This is a genomic window from Micromonospora sp. NPDC020750, assembly GCF_044334565.1.
GTDB lineage: Bacteria > Actinomycetota > Actinomycetes > Mycobacteriales > Micromonosporaceae > Micromonospora.
In genome coordinates this window covers 1-16,478 of sequence record NZ_JBIRTH010000005.1, presented here as the reverse complement: position 1 = coordinate 16,478, position 16,478 = coordinate 1, and the positions used below count along the sequence as shown (strand labels likewise).

Below are 16,478 nucleotides of genomic sequence, written 5' to 3'. Positions count from 1 at the left end.
CGCCGTGCCGGCCCGGCCCGGTCGCGAACTGCGCCACGGCCGTGGGTCCCGGCGGCCGGCGGGCGGTGGCCACCGCCCGCCGGCCGCACCTCACCAGGACGCCGGTGGCGGCGGCGGTACGACCGGCGGGCGGTCGTCGCAGGTGATGGTGTTCGGCAGCAGCCACGGGGCGAGCCAGCCGCCGTCGTTGCCGCCGAGGTCGGTGAGGGTGAACTCGGAGCCGGCCGGGGTGAAGTGGAACGACCCGCAGTTGTTGACCCCGACCGCGCCGACGTTGCGGGCGTCCACGTTGCGGAACGAGGCCGAGCCGGCCGAGCGGGCGCTGACCACCGACGTGCCCGCCCCGTCGACCCGGATGTCGCGGAACTGGACGTTCCTGATCGAGTAGAGGTCCTTCACCGGCCAGTCGCTGACCAGCATGACGGCGTTGTAAGTGCTGTCGAGGTAGTGGTCGCCGACCACCTCGACGGTCGCGTCGATGTCCCGGTCGAGCGCGTAGAACCAGATGGCCCCGAGCCCGATCTTCCAGTTCAGCTCGTACGTACCGGCGCGGGCGGTGGTGTTGCCGGTGACCAGCAGCCGCCCGGTGAACGCCTCCGCGCCGAAGCGGGACCCGACGTGGATGGCGCTGCCCTCCCGCACCGGGTCGGCGACCAGGTTGTTCGACACGGTGTTGTCGGTGCCGCCGTACAGGGCTATGCCGTTGGCGAGCACCGGCGACTGCACGGTGTTGTGGTCGAACCTGTTGCGGGCGTTGCCGACCTTTTCCGACCACATCGCGAGCCCGTCGTCGCCGGAGTTGCGGACGAAGGCGTGGGCGACCAGCGAGTCGGTGACGCCGGTGTGGAAGTTCAGCCCGTCGGCGATCTGGTCGACGATGACCGTGTTCGTGACCCGCACGCCGCTCATCGGCCCGTCGAACCAGACGCCCACCTTCGTGTGCCTCAGGTGCAGCCCGTCGATGGTGGAGTCGCTCATCGCGCCGCCGATCGCGTTGACCTGGTCGGTGTCGATCCGCTCGCGGACGTCGCCCTCGATGGCGAAACCGGAGAGGTGCACGTTGCGGCTGCCGCCGTCGGCGGCGTCGCGGCCGTAGAAGCCGACGCCGGTGTGCACCGAGCCGTCCGGGGCGGGCGTCGGCAGCGCGACCTCCCGTCCCTTGATGATCGTGTACCAGCTGCCGGCGCCCTCGATCGTCACGTCGTCGACGATGATGTGCCGGTTCACCTGGTAGATGCCCGGCGGCAGGTAGACCGGCAGGTCCGCCCGCCGGGCGAAGGCGATGGCCCGGTCCAGGGCGGCGGCCGAGTCGCGCCGGCCGGTCGGGTCGGCGCCGAAGGCCAGCACGTTCGCGGCGGCGAGCCGGACCCGCGGCGGGCCGACCAGCTCGGAGTCGAGCAGGTCGATCACGGTCCAGGCGGCGTCGCTGCCGGCGGGGACGGTGAGCCGGATCCGGTCGCCCGCCCGGTAGGTGCGGCCGAGCAGCAGGCGCTGCTCGTCGTAGAAGTGGCTGGGGCGGAACGGGTTGGGGATGCTCGGGTACGGGGTGGTGGCCGACGGCACGCACCCGCACTCGGTGATCCACCAGTCCGGGTGCAGCAGCCCGGCGGCCGGGTCGTTGGAGAACGGGTACTGGTTGTAGAGCCACGCGTACTGCGAGGTGAGGGTCATCGTCCGGACCCGCCGCTGGTTGACCGCCACGTCCAGCGGCGCGGTGATGCCGCCGCCGCCCGGCGCGTCCGGGATGCTGTAGCGCACGGTGATCGCGTTGGCCGCGTTCGGGAGGGTGAACTCGACGTACCGGCCGGGGGTCAGCCGGACCGCCCGGCGGCCGGAGGCCTCCGCCGGCAGGGTGTAGGCGGTGCGGTCGGGGCCGATGACCTCGCCGTCCGTGGCGGCGTTCTCCGCCTCCTGCTCGACGAATCCGACGTCGGCCCCGCGCCCGGAGACCAGTCTCGGGTCGAGCCCGGCCCGGGTCACCACGGGCCCGCCGCCGGTGGCCGGGCCGGCGGTGGCCGGGCCGGGTGCCCCGGCCAGGAGGCCGAGGGCGGTCGCGAGCGCGACGGCGGAGGCGACGACCGCCGGGGGACGGCGTCGAGACGGTCGGCGCGGCGACCACCGCGACGCCGGGATGATGCTCCGGGACATGGGTGACTCTTCTCCGTGGGGGGTGGTGGGAGCCGGCGCGCGGCGGCCGGTGGTGTGCTGCGTCGGGCGCGGGGGACGCCGCGCCGCCGCTAGCCGGCGTACACCTCCAGCTGGGACAGCTGAGCCGCCGGCCAGCCGGTGTTGCCGGTGAAGCGGATCCGCACGTGCCGGGCCGGCGTGGCCGGCACGGTGAGCGTCACCTGGTTGCCGGTGGCCGGGTCGAAGACCCGCCCGGCCGACGCGACGATGGTCGACCACCTGGCGCCGTCCGGGCTCGCCTCGACCGACAGCGTCTGGGTACGCCGCTGCCAGACGGCGGCGGGCGGAAGCCGCAGTACGACCCGGGTCACCTGGTGGGCCGCGCCGAGGTCGACCTGCCACCACTGGGGGAAGACGCCGTTGGTGGACTCCCAGTAGCTGCCCCGGTCGGCATCGACGGCGTTGCCGGCGACGAAGCCGCCGTTCTGGCTGCTCGCCGACGTCGGCCGGCCCGCGGCGAGGTCGCCGCCGGGCGGGGGGCCACCGCCGAGCACGGGCGGCGTCGGCCGTACGGCGGTGAGGGCGAGCTGGCCCTTGAACATCCGTCCGCCGTCGGCGGTGAGCCGCAGGTAGTAGTCGGCGGAGCAGGCGGTGCCGTCCTCGTCCAGCGCGCGGATGCCCGCCCCCGCCGGGGTGGTGGCCTGCGTCTCGCTGGTCTTGGCGATCTGGTTGCCCTCGTTGAACTCGTCGAACATGGACACGTAGAGGCCCTGGGCGCCGAGCCGGGTCAGGTTGTAGAGGTGCCGCCAGTAGAAGTCGCCGTGGCGGCGGTGCCCGGACGACAGGTCGCCCGGCAGTACGCAGGGCTGGTAGTCGATGCCGTGCGCGGCGCAGTCGGCCTGGTCGGGGACGTTGACGTTGGTGTGGAACCAGTCGAGCCCGTCCAGGGTGCCGGTGCGGCCGACCATCCACGGCGAGATCATGTGGAACGCGTGGTAGACCTCGGAGAAGCCCGGCCGGGAGTCGTTGATGCCCTGCCGCCAGTAGGTCGGCACGCCGCCGATGACGTAGCAGCCCTGGGTCCTGAACCAGTTGACGACGTCGAGGCAGGGGGCGGGCGCGAAGGGGCGGTCGTCGTCGTTGAAGCCGAAGCCCCAGATGCAGACCACGGGCCGGCCGTTCTGCCGGGCGTACGCGGGGGAGGCGGTGTGCGTGGACATCCGGTTGGTCCAGTCGTCCTTGATCTGGGTCTGCATCGACGTCCAGCCGGTGACGTCGTACATGATGTAGAACTTGCGGCCGAAGCGCTCGGCCGCGCCGCGGACCTTGACTGTCATGGCGTCGCGCGTGGGCCCCTCGTCGCCGACCGGGTTGAACCGTTGCAGGGCGGCGGTGTCGCAGCCGTACTCCTGCATCCAGCGGAAGTGGGTGTCGACCGTCTGCTGGTCGTAGGAGGAGAAGAGCTGCGCCGGCTGGCCGTTGCCCAGGGCCGGGTACGCGGTGGAGTAACCGCGGGCGTACTCCCGCATGTCCGGCCAGGAGACGATGGTGGTGTTGGCCGGGGCGGGCGGCTGGAACCGGTCGCGGCTCCAGTGCCACCAGCCGCCGATCGGCGCCCCGTCGCCGGGGCAGCTGAACCAGCCCTGGTAGCCGACCGAGATCTTGCCGACGACGTCGCCGGGCGGGCTGGCCGCGAAAGCCGCGCCGCGAAGGGTTGACACCAGGTCGGTCGGGGAGACGGCGGCGAGGGCGGAACCCGCTGCGAGGGATCCGATCAGCCTCCGACGGGACACCACCATGACCCTGCTCCTTCCGCCTGTCCCAAAGATGCATCGATGGCCATCGTGTCAGTAGTGGACTACCGCATGCAAGAGTCGGACGCGTTGAAGAAACGTTTCGACCGATGCATGAAAGATGTTGTCGGGAGTGGACTTGCGATGGCGGGGCCGCCCGCTGTCGCCGGCGAGGCGTACGGCGCGGCGGCGAGTCGGCCGGGACTGCGCGCGGCCCCGGCAGACAATGCGGTGGTGACGACATGGCACGCGGAGCTGAGCCGGCCCGGCGGCGCGCCGCCGGATCTCACGGCGGCGTACCGGCCCGGGCGGGCCGCCCGGGTACGGCAGCCGGCGCTCGACTACTACCTCGTCCGCCCCGACGGCCCGGGCGGAAGCGCCGCCGCACCGGAAGGGCTCGTCGTCGAGGAGTTCGTGCTCGGCGAGGACTGCGCGGCGGTGCGCCTCGACGCCGCCGCGTGGACGCCGGCGGACGGCCACTGGTGGGACTGCGCGGCCTTCAGCCGGAGCATCCGGGTGGACGCCGAACTGCGCCGACGGGTGGTCGGGGTGCCGCGGCACGAGGCGGCGACCGCCTACCGTCGGCTCGGCGGCGGCGAGCTGCCCGGCGAGGAGGCGCTGCGCGGCCACTTCCACGACGGGCAGCCGCTGTCCACGGCGGCCCCGCTGCGGCTCGACCCCCGCCCGGCCGGGACCGGGCCGCGCGACAGCCGCGTCTACCGGGTCCTGTTCGCCGCCGACCTGCGCCCGGACGGGTTGGCGAACCTGGGCGGCGTCTGGCGGATGGCGAGCACGGGTGACCCGGCCGACCCGCAGGCGCGGATCATCGGGGTTGCCGCCCGCCGGGTCGGGGCCGACTCCTTCACCTGGCACCTGCGCCGGATCGGTGGCGGGGGCCCCTGGTGCCTCGACCTGACGGCCGACCTCGCCGCCGGCGGCGGCGCGCTCGGGCCGCTGCTGCGGGAGCTGACCACGACGCTGCGGATGCAGGGGCTCATCCCGGTCACGATCGAACGCTTCTCCTGACCGCCCGGACCGGCGAGGCGGCCGGAGCGCCGGGGCGGTGCCCGGTCGGGTGCCGACGGCACGCCCGGTCGTCCCCACGTGGTGTCGAGGAACGACCGGGCCGCGAGGGCTCGGCCGGGATCAGCCGACGGTGCCGGTGACCGCGCTGCCGGACCTGGTGACCTTGTACGTCACCTTCTCGCCGCTCCAGAAGTGGAAGGTGAGAGTCACCGGTGCGTTGTCGTTCACCTCGGCGAAGAAGTCGGAGGTCAGGGTGATCACGTTGGTGCCGTAGTTCGGCGCGAACGTCCGGTCGAACTCCTTGAACGACGTCCAGTTCTGCGGGCCGGCGTTGCTCCCGTCGGCGTACTTCGCCTCCATCGTGGCGAGTTGGTCGCCCCGGAACTGGGTGGGGACGGCGAAGGAGGCGGTCGTCCCGGTGGCGTTGCCCAGGATCGGCCGGTCGTAGGTGAGCACGTTGATCCGCCACGGGACGCCCTGCGAGAACCGGGCGGACAGCACCGCGTTGACCCCGTACGCCCGGTTGCCGCTCAGCCGGGTCAGCGCGGACGCGGTGAGCGTGAGCTGGTTGCCGCTGACGGTGTAGTCGGTGCCCTGGACGAGGTCGGTGTTGCCCTGACGCAGCCCCAGGAACGAGGTGCCGTTGAGGTTCAGGGTGATCGTCTTGGCGGTGATCGGGCTGGCCTTGGCGGTGAACACCAGGTCCGTCGAGGCGGTGCCCGAGCGGGTGGTCCAGCTCGATTTGATCTGCGCGATCAGCTCCGGGTCGCTCCACTGGAACGTGGTCCGGCCGAGGTGCTGGCCGTTGTCCCACAGCATGGTGGTGATCTTCCTGGTGCGCGCGTGGTGGCCCAGGTACTCGAAGAACTTGAGCTTCTCGCCCTGCTCGATGGTGCCGGTGTTGCGGTCGAAGCCGAGCAGGCCGTACTCCCCGAGGATCACCGGGATGCCTTTGGCCACGAAGGCGTTGTACACCCGGTCCAGGGAGTCGGTGAGGTCCTTCTGCGCGGTCGCGTCGAAGTGGGTGCCGCCCGCGATGTTCACGCTGAACGGCCAGTAGCCGTAGTAGTGCACGGTGGCGACGAGGTTCGGGTCGTGCAGGGCGTTGAAGGTGGTCAGCAGCTCGTCGACGCGCGGCTGGTCGGAGGACGTGTGCAGGGTCGGCAGGACCAGCAGTCGCGTGGCGTTGTTGCCGCCGGACTGCCGCACGATGGTGTGGAACGAGGTGTTGAGCTCGCCCAGCAGCGTCGCGTTCTGGGCGTCGCCGGAGCTGCCGGTGAACTGCGGCTCGTTGACGCTCTCGAACACCAGCTTCGGCGACGAGCTGCGGAAGGAGTTGGCCAGCTGGGTCCAGATCGCGTTGTACCGGGCCAGCACTCCGGTGCGGTCGGTCGGCATGTTGGCGATCCACTGCCACGAGTCGTGGTGGATGTTGACCATCACGTAGAACCCGTCGGCGAGCGCCCAGCCGACGACCTCCTTGACCCGGTTCAGGTAGGCGGCCTCGATGGTGTAGCCCGGCGCGCCGCCCAGGTGCGCGCTCCAGGTGACCGGGATGCGGATGCTCTTGAAGCCCTGCGCCTTCACGTTGTCCAGCAGCGCCTCGGTGATCCGCGGGTTGCCCCAGGAGGTCTCGTCGGCGCCGGTGGCGTCGAGGGAGTTGCCCAGGTTCCAGCCGGGCTGCATGGCGGCCACGGCTGCCATCGCGTCACCGGCCGGCGGGGGTGTGGTGGGCGGGGGGGTGCTGGTCGGCGGCGCGGTGGTGGGGCCGGTGCCGCCGGTGCAGGCGACGCCGTTGAGCGCGAACGACGTGGGGCTCGTGTTCGCGCCCGACCACGATCCGTTGAAGCCGAACGACACCGTCGCGTTCGTGGCGATGGCGGCGTTGTAGCCGACGTCCGCGGCGGTCACGTCGTTGCCGGCGGAGGTGACCGTGGTGTTCCAGGCCTGGGTGACCCGCTGGCCGGAGGGGAAGGTCCAGGTCAGGCGCCAGCCGTTGAGCGGGTCGCCGAGGTTGGTGACGCCCACGTTGGCGCCGAACCCGCCCTGCCACTGGCTGCTGACCTGGTACGCCACCCGGCAGCCGGACGCCGCCTGCGCGCTGCCCGCCGTCGTCATCCCGAGGCCGGCCACCAGGAGCGCGACGGCGCCGGTGACCACGCCGATCCGCCATCGTGTTCGTCGTACGGTGCCTCGCATACCGGTCATGACACTCCTCGCCGGGGACAGTTGCTGCCGCTTCGATCGACCACGCCGGGGGCGCCGTCGCGGGCGTGGGACGACGCCCGATTTGCACCGCAGATTAAGTTGCGAATATAAACTTTGTCAATCGCTTCCTACCTATGTCATGTTGCCCGCGAGGAGGCCGATGTCGCCCACCACCCCCGCCGCCTCGTCCCGGTGTCGCCCTGGCCCGGCGGCGCCGGTCGCGCCAATAGGCCGGTTCCGGCCTCTGGCATCCGGCCGCCGTAGAACCATGGTGGGGCGGGTGCCCCGGGACCTCTCGACCCGGCCGGCCGCACGCCGACGGTGAGGGGCGACGAGGGGACGACGTGGAAGGGCTCGTGCTGATCGTGGTGCTGGCGGCCACCGTGCTGGTCGGCACCACCCTCGGCGGGCGCTACCGCGTCGCGCCGCCCATCCTGCTCATCGGCATGGGCGCGCTGCTGGCGCTCGCCCCGCCGCTGTCCGACGTGGTGCTCGAACCGGACGTGGTGCTGCTGCTGTTCCTGCCGGCGATCCTCTACCGGGAGAGCCTCACCGTCAGCCTGCGGGAGCTCCGCGCCAACCTGGTGGTCATCGTCCTGCTCGCCGTGGCGCTGGTGGCTGTCACCATGGTCGCGGTGGCGGTGGTCGCCCAGGCGGTCGGGGTGGCCGGCCCGGCGGCCTGGGTGCTCGGCGCGGTGCTCGCCCCGACCGACGCCGCCGCCGTCGCCGGCCTGGCCAAGCGGCTGCCCCGCCGGTTCCTCGGCATCCTGCGCGCGGAGAGCCTGATCAACGACGGCACCGCGCTGGTCCTCTTCGCCGTCGCGGTCGGCCTGATCACCGGCGGCGCCCCGCCGGGACCGCTCCCGCTCCTGGAGCGGATCGCCGGATCGTTCCTCGGCGGCGTCGCGGCCGGGTTGCTGGTCGGCGGCCTGGTCGTCCTGGTACGCCGCCGCCTCGACGATCCGCTCCGGGAGGGCACGCTCAGCGTGCTCACCCCGTTCGTCGCGTTCCTGATCGCCGAGGAACTGCACTCCAGTGGCGTGCTCGCCGTGGTGGTCGCGGGTCTGGTGCTCGCCTACGCCGCGCCCCGGGTGATCCGTGCGCCCTCCCGGGTGACGGCCTTCGCCTTCTGGGACCTCAGCACCTTCCTGATCAACGGTGGCCTGTTCGTGCTGCTCGGGATGCAGATCCCCCGCGCGCTGCGCGGGGTGACCAGCACGTCCCTGGCGCGGGCGCTGGTCATCGCGGTGCTGGTCGCCGTCACGGTGCTGGCGACCCGGATGGCCTGGCTGCACCTGTCGGCCTACCTGCTGGAGCTGATCGACCGCCGTAGGTCGCAGCGGGCCCTGCGGGTCAATTGGCGGATCCGCACGGCCGCCGGCTGGGCCGGCTTCCGGGGCGCGGTGTCCCTGGCCGCGGCGCTCGCGGTGCCGCTGTCCACCCCGGCCGGGCAGCCGGTCCACGAGCGTGACCTGATCATTTTCTGCACCGCGGTGGTGATCGTGCTGATCATGCTGGTCCAGGGCACCACCCTCCCGCTCGTGGTCCGGTGGGCGGGCCTCGTCGGGGACCAGCAGCGGGTCGACGAGGCGCGTCGGGCCCGGTTGCGGGCCGCCGAGGTCGGGCTGGCGGCGCTGCCGGAGGTGGCGGGCGGGCTGGGCGCGGCGCCGGAGGCCGTCGACCGGGTGCGCGTCGACTACCAGGCCCACCTCGACGACATGCGGGCCGCCGACGTGGGGGAGGAGTCCGAGCGGGCCCGCGACCTCGAGCGCCGGCTGCGGCTGGCGGTCCTGGAACGCAAGCGCCGCGAGATCACCCGGCTGCGCGACGCGAACGAGATCGACGACACGGTGCTGCGGGAACTCCAGGCCGCGCTCGACATCGAGGAGATCCGGCTGCTGGGCCCGGCCGCCCCCGAGTGACGAGCGGCCCGCCCCGCCCCTCCGCGGACCCGCACCGACGGCCGTCCACCACGGTGGCGGTGCCGGCCGCCCTCACCCCGTCGCGCTGCCACCACCATCGGTGGACGCGACGCGCAGCGGCTGCGGGACGGCCCACCACTGCTCGGGTCGGTCGACGACGACGGCGGTGGTCGGACCCTCGCACACCCGGGCGAGGCGCAGCAGGAACGCGGCGATCCCCGCGGCACCCTGCATCCAGGCCGTCCCCGGCGGAAGCAGGGGCGGGTCCCGCCGGTGTTCCACGAACCGCCACCGGGCGCCGGCGTCGTCGCGGACCGCCCGCTCGACCAGCGCGTCGCCCATGGTCCGGGCGGACCGCAGCAGCCGTTCCGCCCCGGCCCGATCGGGGCAGCCCTGGGCGGCGTCGAGCAGCATGTCGCCGACCCCCGCGGTGCCGCAGCAGCGGCCGTCGTTGTCCCAGAAACCCGGGCGCAGCCGGTGCGGCAAGCCCGCGGCGAGCACCGAACGCAGGCAGCGTTCCCGCAGCTCACCGACCGCGAACCCGGCGACCTGTTCCACTCCGGCGAAGGCCAGCGCGGCGAACAGGTACGACGTCCCCGTCGGCCCGTGGCACCAGCCGTACGTCACCGGCTCCACCTCCCGCCGCGAGGCGGGGATCGTGTGTGGCACGACGAAACCGTCGTCGTCCAGGCAGCCGACGGCGAGCAGGTGCCGGGCGCCCGCGCGGGCGGCGTCGAGGAAGTCGTCCCGGCCCAGCGTGTGCCCGGCGACGGCCAGCGCCGTGGCCACCCCCGCCGTGCCGTGCGAGTAGTTCGGCGTGCTCGACGGGTGCCCCGGGCGCAGGCGCCAGTCCAGCCCGGCGGCGGTCGGCTCGGCCGCCCGCAGCAGCGCCTCCCCGCCGGTCGACATGATCGCGGTGGCGTCGTCGCCACCCGCCCAGGCGGCGGCCAGCACCACGCCGGCCGTACCCATGATCAGGTCGGTGAGTGGCCCCCGGTGGTCCGGCCCGAGGTCCAGGGTGGTGTCCCACCCCGCCGGGGTGCGCAGCTCGGCGAGTCGGCGCAGCGCGATCCCCTCCCGTTCGGGGGCGAGCAGTCGCAGCGCGACCACGTCGCCGGCCAGCCCGTCGCTCAGGGACGGCTCGGCGCGCACCGCCGCCCCGGCCGACAGCCGGTTCACGATTCCCGCCGCGAGGGAACGCTCGGAGTCCGTCAGCGCCCGGTGCCGCTCGACCTCGGCCAGGACCGGGGCCAGCCCGGCGATACCGGCGTACAGCGAGTCGCGGTCCCCGGCCGGGCCACCCGGTGGCCCGTCGTCGGCGACCGACTCCGGCAGCCACGGACCGTCGTCCTCGCGGACCTGGCCGAGCACCCACGCCCACCCCGCCTCGCCCAGTTCGCGGTACCCGCCTGCGTCCGTCATTCGGCCACCGTACCGGCGGGCGCGACACGCCCCTGGCGGTGGCCGGTGCTCACCCTGGCCTCCGCCGACAGGCCGCGCCGCCGCCCGCCGACCACGTGGCGCTGCGGCTGGTCACCTGCGGCGGCCCCCGAGGGCGGGATCAGGACCGCCGCCGCTCCAGCCGGCGCAACGCCGCCTGCTGGGCCGCCTCCAGGGGGCCCCGCCCGAACCTGGCTGTCCACCAGCGCGCCACCAGGACCAGCGTGCCGCTGACCGCCGCCCAGAGAACCAGCACCCACCAGGGCTCGGCCCCCGGCCAGGCCGAGGCCAGCCCCAACCCCCAGCCGTAGCAGAGCACGACGCAGAGCACGTTCTGCAGGACATAGGACGACAGCGCGGTACGACCCACCGCGGTCAGCCCGGCCGTCACCGGGCCCGAGCGGCTCCGGCGCTCCAGCAGCACCCCGACCAGGCCGAGGTAGCCCAGCGCCAGCAGCGGCGCGCAGACGTACCGGTCGATCAGGAACAGCTCCGGCCCGGCCAGCGTGGTCGCGGCGTTCAGCGGGAGCCCGACACCCAGCCCGAGGCGGAGCAACCGCCGGCGCAGCGTCCGGCCCCGGTCGTCGGCGTCGAACGCGCCGGCCCGGAACAGGCGCACCCCGAGCAGGAAGAGGAAGACCAGCAGCGCGAAGCTGAGGATCGGCTCGGCGCGCAGCGGCAACCAGTTGACCAGCCGGAAGTCGACCTGCGCAAGGTAGCTGCCCTCGGTGAACAACCGCGCGGGCGCGGCTTCCTCGGTTGCGGAACCGGGCTCGCCGGTGGGCGGGGCGAGCGCCAGGGCGAGGGTGAGCAGCGTCATGAGGGCCACATGCAGCGCGCCCGCCACGTACATCGCCACCCGCTGCGCCCGCTCGGAGCGGGCCAGCAGCCACGCCACCAGCAGCGCCGTCACCGCGTACCCCATCAGCACGTCGAAGGCGAAGACCAGGACGAAGTGCAGCGTGCCCTCGACGAACAGCAGCAGCGCCCGCCAGCCGTAGCGGCCCGGCCACGCCCTGCCGCCGGCCAGCGCCGAGCGGTGCTGGATCGCGAGGCCGACCCCGAACAGGACGGTGAGCAGCGCGAGGAACTTGCCGTTGGCGAGGAACCGGAACACGGCCTCGACGACGACGCCGACCGGTCCGCCGGACAGGTCGGCGGTGGCCGACACCGCGGCGGCGTCGGCCAGGAAACGGGCCTCAGAACCCGGGGCGGCGAAGATCCACACATTGGTGGCCAGCGTCCCCAGGATCGCCACCCCCCGCAGGACATCGAGCAGGGCGATCCGGGGCGTGGCGGTCGGAGCGGGAGTGGCGGTGGCGGCTGCGGTCATGTGGTCCCCTGTTGCGGCGCGACTGACCCTGTCACGGTGTCAGCCGGGACGCCGCCGATCGTCATGCCGGCCGGTGAGATCGGGATGCTGCTTTCGACGGACGAGGGATCCACCGGGTGATGCCCGTCACGGCTGACGCCCCACACACCCCGCCAGGAGCAGGGGGCAGGCCCGTCCCACCTCACCCCCCGGCTCGTGAAAGGGTCCGACGGGTGAACACCGCCCCGAGGATCGCCGACGACGCGTGGCGCCGCCCCGGCCCCACCCCCGAACAGCAACGACACGACCTGTACATCGGGCTGGCCGTCGCGGTCGTCGCGCTGTTCAACCTCACCCTGACCAGCAGCGCGGGCGTGTTCATGTTCGGCGACCCGCCGTCGTGGCCCGAGCGGCTCCTCTGGTCGGTCGCGGTCACCCTCCCCCTGGCCTGGCGACGTCGACGGCCCGAGGCGGTCGCCGTGGTCGTCGCGGTCGCGTTCATCGCCGGCCAGGTCCGCTCCGCCCCCGAGGCACAGCTCTCCTCCGGGGCCCTGTTCGCCGCGATCTACACCCTCGGGGCGTGGGGACCCGACCGACGCCGTTCGCGCGCTGTCCGGATCGCCGTCATCGCCGCCATGTTCGCCTGGATCGCCCTGGCGTACGCGATCGGCTTCTCCGACCTGCCGCCCGGCGCGTTCGCCGACGCCGCAGGCCCGGTGCCACCCGTGCTCGCCGCCATCGTCAACGGCGTGCTGCTCAACGTTCTCATCTTCGGCTTCGCGTACTTCTTCGGCGAGACCGCGTGGACCGCCGCCCGCCGCGAACACCAGCTCGCGGCCCAGGCCGAGCAGCTGCGCCGCTCCCGGGCCGAGGCCCACGAACGCGCCATCCTCACCGAGCGGGTCCGCATCGCCCGCGAGCTGCACGACTCCGTGGCACACCACGTCTCCGTCATGGGCGTGCAGGCCGCTGCGGCGCGGCGAGTCCTGGACCGCGATCCCGCCAAGGCCCGCACCGCCCTGGGCGCGATCGAGCAGAGCGCCCGCAGCGCCGTCGACGAGCTGCGCCGGATGCTCGGCCTGCTGCGCCAACCCGGCGGCGCGGAACCGGACGAACGGCCCGCGACGACCGGCGTCGACCGGATCCCCGAGCTGCTGGACAGCGCCCGCGCCGCCGGCCTGCGCACCCACGTCGGCGTCTACGGCGACCCCGTCCCGCTGCCCGGCCCCGTCTCGCACACCGCGTACCGGGTCGTGCAGGAGGCCGTCACCAACACCGTCAAACACGCCGGGGCGAGCATGATCGACGTACGTGTCCGCTATCTCGCCAGCCAACTGGAGGTCGACGTCAGCGACGACGGCCGCGCAGCCGCCCCGCCCAACCCCGCAGGCTTGGGTCTGATCGGCATGCGCGAACGGGTCGCCGCCCACGACGGTGAACTGGAGACCGGCCCCCGCACCGGCGACGGCTTCCGCGTCCGGGCACGCCTACCGCTGACCAGACCGGCCGTAGGTAGGGCGGCGTGAGCACCATCCGGGTCCTGCTCGCCGACGACCAGCGTCTCGTCCGCACCGGCTTCCGGGTCATCCTCGAGGTGGAGGACGACATCAGGGTGGTCGGCGAGGCCGCCGACGGCGCACGGGCCGCCGAACTGGCCGCGACGCTGCGCCCCGACGTCGTGCTGATGGACGTGGAGATGCCGGGCGTGGACGGCCTGGAGGGCACCCGCCGGATCACCGCCGTCCCCGGGGCGCCGGCCGTGCTCATCCTCACCACCTTCGACCGGGACGACTACCTCTTCGCCGCCCTCCAGGCCGGGGCCAGCGGGTTCCTGCTCAAGAACGGCACCCCCGAGGATCTCGTCGACGCCGTGCGCATCCTGCACCGGGGCGACGCCCTGCTCGCCCCGGAGATCACCCGACGGGTCATCGCCACCTTCGCCGCCCCGGCCGGCCGCGCCCCCCGGACCGACCCGACCCTGCTCGACGGGTTGACCCCGCGCGAGCGCGAGGTGCTGGAGTTGCTGGGCCGTGGCGTCACCAACGCCGAGATCGCCGCCGCGCTGTACCTCGGCGAGGCCACGGTGAAGACCCACGTCAGCCGGGTGTTGGCCAAGCTCGGGCTGCGCGACCGCACGCAGGCGGTGGTCTTCGCGTACGAGCACGGGGTGGTACGCCCCGGCGGGTGAGCCGGTCCACCCCGTGGCGGACGCCGGGGTCCGCCTCCGGCCGGACGGCAGGAGACCCCCGCGGCGGCTAGCGTCCAACACATGATCAACCTGCTCCGCGTCGAGGGGGTCAGCCGCAGCTTCGGCGACCGGCGGGTCCTCACCGACGTCTCCTTCGACGTCCCGGCCGGCCGGATGACCGGCTTCGTCGGCGCCAACGGCGCCGGCAAGACCACCACCATGCGGATCATCCTCGGCGTGCTCGCGCCCGACTCCGGCACCGTCACCTGGCGCGGCGCCCCGCTGACCCCGCAGTCCCGCCGCCGCTTCGGCTACCTGCCCGAGGAGCGCGGCCTGTACCCGAAGATGAGCGTCCGCGACCAACTCGTCTACCTCGGCCGCCTGCACGGCCTGACCGCCGACCAGGCCCGCGCCAACACCACGGACCTGATCGACCGGGTCGGGCTCGGCGAACGGGCCGGCGACCTGGTGGAGACGCTGTCGCTGGGCAACCAGCAGCGCGCCCAGATCGCCGCCGCCCTGGTCCACGACCCCGACGTGCTGGTGCTCGACGAGCCGTTCTCCGGGCTCGACCCGGCAGCCGTCGACACCCTCGTGACCGTGCTGCGCGAGCGGGCCGCCGCAGGCGTGCCGGTGCTGTTCTCCAGTCACCAGCTCGACGTCGTGGAGCGCCTCTGCGACGACCTGGTGGTCATCGCCGGCGGCGCCGTCCGCGCCGCCGGCCCGCGCGACGAGCTGCGCGCCGCGTACACCCGGCCCCGCTACGAGCTGGTCGCGGACGACGACCTCGGGTGGCTGCGGGACCAGCCCGGGATCACCCTGGTCGACCTCGACGGCGCCCGCGCCGTGTTCGACCTCGCGCCCGGCCACGACGACCAGCGCCTCCTGCACGCCGCGTTGGACCGGGGCCCGGTGCGCGCCTTCCGCCCCGTCGCACCCTCCCTCGCCGAGATCTTCCGGGAGCTGACCCAGTGACCACCTTCGCCGCCGTCCGCCTGGTCGCCGCCCGCGAGATCCGCGTCAAGCTGCGCGACAAGACCTTCCTGATCAGTACGCTGTTCTTCCTGCTCTTCGCCGCGGGTTCGGCCATCCTCCCGGCGCTGCTCGCCGGCACGCCCACGTCGGTGGCGGTGTCCACCCCGGCCGACGCCGACGTGATGCGCCAGGCCGGCCTGGACGTCCGCCCGGTCGTCGACGACGCCGCCGCCGAGCGGCTGGTCCGCGACGGCGACGTCGACGCGGCGGTGGTCGCCGGCCCGCAGGTCCTCGCCCTCGACGAGCGCCCCGCCGACGTGCTCCGCGCGCTGAGCACCGAGCCGCCGGTGCGACTGCTGGACCCCGACACCGTGGACCCGGTGGCCGCGTTCCTCGTCCCGCTGGCCTTCGCCATGACGTTCTTCTTCACCTCCCAGCTCTTCGGGGTGCAGATCGCGCAGAGCGTGACCGAGGAGAAGCAGACCCGGATCGTGGAGATCCTCGTGGCCGCCGTGCCGGTCCGGGCGCTGCTCGCCGGAAAGGTGATCGCCGGCGGCGTGCTGGCCCTGGGACAGATCGCGCTGATCGTCGTAGCGGCGGTCGCCGGCATGCGGATCGCCGACGGTGGGGGCGGGATCCTGCCGCTGCTCGGCCCGGCGCTGGGCTGGTTCGTGCCGTTCTTCGTGATCGGCTTCGTCATGCTCGCCGCGCTGTGGGCCGTCGCCGGCGCGCTGGCCAGCCGGCAGGAGGACATCGCGGGGGTGTCGATGCCGGTCCAGCTCGCGGTGATGCTGCCGTTCTTCGCGGTGCTGTTCCTCAACGACAACCCGCTGGCCATGCGGATCCTGTCCTACGTCCCGTTCTCCGCGCCGACCGCGATGCCGCTGCGGCTGTTCACCGGCGACGCCGCCGGCTGGGAGCCGGTGCTGTCGCTGCTGGTGCTGCTGGCCACCACCGTCGCCTGCCTGGCCGGGGGAGCCCGGCTGTACGAGGGCGCCCTGCTGCGGACCAACGGGCGGGTGACGCTGCGCCGCGCGTGGCGTGACCGCGAGTCGATCGGCTGAGCGAGGCCCGTGCCGCTCGTCGGCCCCCTCCCGGATGGGGGAGGGGGCCGATTTGGCGGGGTGGAGGGGAGGGGGTAATGTTCCGCGTCGGCAGGGAAACGGACGCCAAGTGGGAGACCACGGCGGGCGGCCTGCCGGACCCCAGGAAGCGCCCGACGAAAGTCGGTCGCAGAATGGTGCCCGTCAATTGGGTGGAAGTTGGTCGGATCGGGTTACACCGGTTTGACACGGCGGAAATCGGCGGGTAACGTAGTAAAAGTGCCCGGCGCGAGAGCGGCGGGTGCGGGAACGGAAAAGCCCCGGACGGGGCCCTCCTGGTGGGGGTTTTCGGATGGTGTGTGGTTGTTCTTTGAGAACTCAACAGGGTGCTTGATAAGCCAGTGCCAATATGATTTATACCCGGGCTGGTTGGGGCTTTAGGGC

General features: G+C 73.3%; 11 protein-coding genes. 6 read left to right on the top strand and 5 right to left on the bottom strand.

Features of this window, described 5'->3' with window-relative positions:
* Positions 1-90: 90 nt before the first annotated feature.
* Both ACH4T9_RS16815 and ACH4T9_RS16810 read right to left on the bottom strand, forming a co-directional pair.
* Complete coding sequence (locus ACH4T9_RS16815; RefSeq protein ID WP_396672533.1) at positions 91-2,148, bottom strand: glycosyl hydrolase family 28-related protein; 2,058 nt, start codon at positions 2,146-2,148, stop codon at positions 91-93.
* Between the two features lie 89 nt (positions 2,149-2,237).
* Positions 2,238-3,926, bottom strand: coding sequence for a discoidin domain-containing protein (locus ACH4T9_RS16810; RefSeq protein ID WP_396672534.1), 1,689 nt, complete (start codon positions 3,924-3,926; stop codon positions 2,238-2,240).
* A gap of 138 nt (positions 3,927-4,064) precedes the next feature.
* Here ACH4T9_RS16810 and ACH4T9_RS16805 point away from each other — a divergent pair, with 138 nt between their 5' ends.
* On the top strand, positions 4,065-4,946 hold the full coding sequence (locus ACH4T9_RS16805) for a hypothetical protein (RefSeq protein WP_396672535.1): 882 nt from the start codon (positions 4,065-4,067) through the stop codon (positions 4,944-4,946).
* Positions 4,947-5,066: 120 nt separating this feature from the next.
* Here the strand turns inward: ACH4T9_RS16805 and ACH4T9_RS16800 are convergent, their stop codons facing one another.
* Positions 5,067-7,154 (bottom strand): cellulase family glycosylhydrolase, encoded by a 2,088-nt coding sequence (locus tag ACH4T9_RS16800; protein WP_396672536.1) that lies wholly within the window; start codon positions 7,152-7,154, stop codon positions 5,067-5,069.
* A 344-nt stretch (positions 7,155-7,498) separates the two neighbouring features.
* Between ACH4T9_RS16800 and ACH4T9_RS16795 the strand changes: the two genes are divergently transcribed.
* Positions 7,499-9,076, top strand: coding sequence for a Na+/H+ antiporter (locus ACH4T9_RS16795; protein WP_396672537.1), 1,578 nt, complete (start codon positions 7,499-7,501; stop codon positions 9,074-9,076).
* 72 nt (positions 9,077-9,148) lie between these two features.
* Here the strand turns inward: ACH4T9_RS16795 and ACH4T9_RS16790 are convergent, their stop codons facing one another.
* A complete protein-coding gene (locus ACH4T9_RS16790) occupies positions 9,149-10,498 on the bottom strand; it encodes a lanthionine synthetase LanC family protein (RefSeq protein WP_396672538.1) in 1,350 nt (449 codons plus the stop codon).
* Between the two features lie 139 nt (positions 10,499-10,637).
* Positions 10,638-11,849 (bottom strand): DUF418 domain-containing protein, encoded by a 1,212-nt coding sequence (locus ACH4T9_RS16785; protein ID WP_396672539.1) that lies wholly within the window; start codon positions 11,847-11,849, stop codon positions 10,638-10,640.
* A gap of 212 nt (positions 11,850-12,061) precedes the next feature.
* Between ACH4T9_RS16785 and ACH4T9_RS16780 the strand changes: the two genes are divergently transcribed.
* From ACH4T9_RS16780 to ACH4T9_RS16765, 4 genes are all read left to right on the top strand, one after another.
* Entirely contained in the window at positions 12,062-13,354 is a 1,293-nt protein-coding gene (locus ACH4T9_RS16780) for a sensor histidine kinase (protein ID WP_396672540.1), read from the top strand.
* Positions 13,351-14,016, top strand: coding sequence for a response regulator (locus ACH4T9_RS16775; protein WP_396672541.1), 666 nt, complete (start codon positions 13,351-13,353; stop codon positions 14,014-14,016). The genes ACH4T9_RS16780 and ACH4T9_RS16775 overlap by 4 nt, the downstream gene beginning before the upstream one ends.
* Positions 14,017-14,097: 81 nt before the next feature.
* Positions 14,098-14,991, top strand: a complete 894-nt coding sequence (locus ACH4T9_RS16770) for an ABC transporter ATP-binding protein (RefSeq protein WP_396672542.1) — start codon at positions 14,098-14,100, stop codon at positions 14,989-14,991.
* Positions 14,988-16,055 carry an ABC transporter permease gene (locus ACH4T9_RS16765; protein WP_396672543.1) on the top strand — a complete coding sequence of 356 codons (1,068 nt, stop codon included), beginning with the start codon at positions 14,988-14,990 and terminating at the stop codon, positions 16,053-16,055. Before ACH4T9_RS16770 ends, ACH4T9_RS16765 begins: the two co-directional genes overlap by 4 nt.
* Positions 16,056-16,478 lie beyond the last annotated feature (423 nt).

What these genes read in the sequence shown, in the direction of transcription:
- ACH4T9_RS16770 (WP_396672542.1), top strand. Translation starts at nt 14,098, where the DNA reads ATGATCAACCTGCTCCGCGTCGAGGGGGTCAGCCGCAGCTTCGGCGAC.
- ACH4T9_RS16805 (WP_396672535.1), top strand. Translation starts at nt 4,065, where the DNA reads ATGGCGGGGCCGCCCGCTGTCGCCGGCGAGGCGTACGGCGCGGCGGCG.
- ACH4T9_RS16800 (WP_396672536.1), bottom strand. Translation starts at nt 7,154, where the DNA reads ATGACCGGTATGCGAGGCACCGTACGACGAACACGATGGCGGATCGGC.
- ACH4T9_RS16790 (WP_396672538.1), bottom strand. Translation starts at nt 10,498, where the DNA reads ATGACGGACGCAGGCGGGTACCGCGAACTGGGCGAGGCGGGGTGGGCG.
- ACH4T9_RS16785 (WP_396672539.1), bottom strand. Translation starts at nt 11,849, where the DNA reads ATGACCGCAGCCGCCACCGCCACTCCCGCTCCGACCGCCACGCCCCGG.
- ACH4T9_RS16815 (WP_396672533.1), bottom strand. Translation starts at nt 2,148, where the DNA reads ATGTCCCGGAGCATCATCCCGGCGTCGCGGTGGTCGCCGCGCCGACCG.
- ACH4T9_RS16810 (WP_396672534.1), bottom strand. Translation starts at nt 3,926, where the DNA reads ATGGTGGTGTCCCGTCGGAGGCTGATCGGATCCCTCGCAGCGGGTTCC.